Source organism: Planomonospora antibiotica (assembly GCF_014647955.1).
Lineage (GTDB): Bacteria > Actinomycetota > Actinomycetes > Streptosporangiales > Streptosporangiaceae > Planomonospora > Planomonospora parontospora.
In genome coordinates this window covers 1-3,088 of sequence record NZ_BMQE01000118.1, presented here as the reverse complement: position 1 = coordinate 3,088, position 3,088 = coordinate 1, and the positions used below count along the sequence as shown (strand labels likewise).

Genomic DNA, 3,088 nt, shown 5'->3' with positions numbered 1-3,088 from the left:
CGAGCTCGTAGTCGACGAACGTGCCCGGCAGCACCGGCTCGCCCCGGTGGCCCGCCGTCAGTGCGATCTCCGCCTCCCCGTAGGCGTTCCGCGGCTTCGCGGACCGGTCGCGGGCGTCCCCGGACCCACCGTCGCCCCCGAGGGTGAGGACGGCCCGCCGGTTCACCCGGTAGACGCCGTCCACCTCGGTCCAGGGCAGCACCCGCAGGAGGTGGCGGGGCGTCGACGCCTGCGTCTGCGGCACGCTCTTGGCCGTCGTCGCCAGCCTGCGGGCGGCGGCCGTGCCCAGGCTCAGCCGGGAGGCCTCCGCGACGGGAGCGGTCCGAGCGCTCTCCGTGGTCTCCGTACGCTCCACGCCCCCCGTGCTCACCGGATGCCCCCCGGCCCGGCCGGGACGCGGACCCCCGCGGCCGGTCCCGGCGGGGCGAGCCGGGCCGTGGCGGTGCCGAGGCCGGTGGGGCCCTGGGTCCAGCGGACCGGCGTGGAACGGGCCGGCGCGCCGCCCGGATAGCGCCGGGTGCGCTGGTGCCAGCGCACGATGGCGGCCATCCAGTCCTGCAGCTCGGTCACGTAGCCGGCGACCGATTCGCGGACCGCGTCGCCGGCCTCGATCCGCTCCAGCAGGACGGGCAGGTCGACGGCGGTGATGTGCTCGAACTGCTTCATCCGGGAGGTCAGCAGGGCGTCGACGATCGCGACGCCCTGCTGCGGGTCGCAGTCGAAGAAGGTCTGCACGACCAGGACGGCGTTGTGCAGCTCGCCTTCGAACTGGATCTCCTTCTGGTAGGAGAACAGGTCGTTGACCAGGCAGGCGTAGTCCTGGGCGGCGTCGGCCATGCCGAGGAACTCGCGGGTCCGGTACAGCCCGGCGGGGATGTGCCGCCCGGGGGCGAGCCGGGCCAGGCTCATCGTCATGTCGGAGCCGAAGGTCCTGCGGCGCATCTCGAGGTAGTCGATCGGATCGGGGACGCGGTTTTCGGCGTGGCCCGCCAGCTCCCAGATCCAGCTGTCGAGCATCTCCTCGACCGCAATGCGGAAGGCGCGCCGCGACTCCTCCGGCATCGGCCCGGCGGTGCGCGGCCACAGGTCGGCCAGGCCGCGCTCGACCGGGTTGGCCGGTGCGGGCGCCGGGGACAGGTCGACCGGCATGAACCGCCGCAGCCGCCGGTTGGCGAGCTTCGCGCCGGTCAGGTCGCGGGCGGCGCCGAAGACCCGGGGGTAGTAGTCGTCGCCGTAGGTGCCCCAGGCCAGCCAGTTGGTCGCCAGGACGAGCCCGTCCGCCGAGGCGTCGGGGTCGATGCCCGAGGCGCACAGGGCGAGGTCGAACCCGACGAGCTCGCTCTCGGTCCACACCGCCGTCTCCGGGATGCCGGGGAGGGCGTCGAAGAACCCCATCTCGGCGCACCAGGCCACGTCGACGGCCCGGGCCGCCTCCAGGTGCGGGTTGTCGCGCACCCGGAAGGGCATGTACGGCTGCGGCAGCCGTACCGAGACCTCGGTGAAGGGGGTGCGGCTGTGGTTGCGCAGCCCGCCGGGGCCGGTCAGGTGGGCGCGCGAGACGTTCATGCCGAGGGGCCCGGCCGGACGGACGGCCCTGGTGTAGCGGCTGGAGGCGGTGTGCCAGGCGTGTCCGCCGGCCTGCCAGTCCTGCAGCCCTCCGACGTAGCGCAGGACGCGTCCCTGCTCCTCGGGCGAGACGCCCTCGTCGGTGAAGAGCTGCGGGAGCTCGGTCAGCGCGGTGTGCTCGAACTGGTGCAGCCGCGAGGTGAGCAGGTCGTTGGTGATCTGCACGGCCTGCCGGGTGTCGCAGCCGAAGAAGCGCTCGCAGACCAGGACGCAGTTGGACAGCTCGCCCTCCTGCCGGACCTCGCGCTCGTAGGAGAACAGGTCGTTGCGCAGGTGCACGGCGTCGGCGAACGACTCGGTCAGCACCCGGACCGGCCTGCTCGCGGCGAGCCGGGCCGGCAGCTCCGCGCCCGCCGCGTGCTCGACGAGGGCGGCCGACCACGGGGCGCCGCCGACCTTGCGGCGTTCCTCGACGTACTCGATCGGGTTGGAGACGGCGTCGCGCTCGATGTGGAACAGCTCCCACATCGACTCCTGGGTCAGGTCGCGGGTGACCCGGACGAACCGCCGCCGCCAGGACGGCGACATGGCGGGCACGGTGCGCGGCCACAGGTCGGCCAGGCCGCGCTCGACCGGGTTGGCCGGTTCGGGTGGATCGTCGGCCATGAAGGCGTCGAGCCGGTCGAGGTAGGCCTGCGCGCCCTTGAGGTCCCTGCTCCTTTTGAAGGTCTCCAGGAAGTGGTCGTCGAAGTAGAACACCCAGACGTACCAGTCGGTGATCAGGTCCAACTCGGCGGCCGGGCAGTCGGGGTGGGTGTAGGCGCACATCAGCCCGTAGTCCATCGCCTCCAGCCGCGGCGCGTCCCAGATGTCCGGGTCGTCGAGCATGCCCATGTCCGCCGCCCAGGCGCGGGTGTGCGCGCGGGCGGTCTCCAGGTGCGGGTTGAGCCTGGGGGGATGAGGCAGGTAGAAGTCCGGCAGCTCGTAGGAGGGCATCAGGCGACCTCGACGCTCTCCAGGATGCCGAGGGCGTCGGGCACCAGCACGGCCGCCGAGTAGTAGGTCGTCACCAGGTAGGAGATGATCGCGTGCTCGTCGATGCCCATGAACCGCACCGACAGCCCCGGTTCGTACTCGTCCACCAGCCCGGTGCGGCGCAGCCCCACCACGCCCTGGTCCTTCTCTCCCAGGCGCATCACCATGATCGAGGTCAGGCCGCCGTCGCTGATCGGGATCTTGTTGCAGGGCAGCATCGGCACGCCCCGCCACGCGGGCGCCTTCTGCCCGTTGATCTCCACGCTCTGCGGGTTGATGCCCCGGCTGTTGCACTGGCGGGCGAACGCGGCGATCGCCTTGGGGTGGGCGAACAGGACGGTCGGGTTCTTCCAGACGGTGGCGAGCAGGTCGTCGAGGTCGTCGGGGGTGGGCGGCCCGGAGCGGGTGTGGATGCGCTGCTTGAGGTCGGCGTTGTGCAGCAGCCCGAACTCGCGGTTGTTGACCAGCTCGTGCTCCTGCCGCTCCC

Annotated in this window: 1 protein-coding gene and 2 pseudogenes; all 3 read right to left on the bottom strand. The window is 72.4% G+C overall.

Features of this window, described 5'->3' with window-relative positions:
• Positions 1–370 (bottom strand): annotated as a pseudogene (locus IEZ06_RS37005) (hypothetical protein); the annotation flags it as partial.
• Positions 367–2,562, bottom strand: coding sequence for a terpene synthase family protein (locus IEZ06_RS35590; protein ID WP_203871729.1), 2,196 nt, complete (start codon positions 2,560–2,562; stop codon positions 367–369). The gene IEZ06_RS35590 and the pseudogene IEZ06_RS37005, both read right to left, overlap by 4 nt.
• Positions 2,562–3,088, bottom strand: a pseudogene (locus IEZ06_RS35585) (Crp/Fnr family transcriptional regulator); the annotation flags it as partial. The pseudogene IEZ06_RS35585 and the gene IEZ06_RS35590, both read right to left, overlap by 1 nt.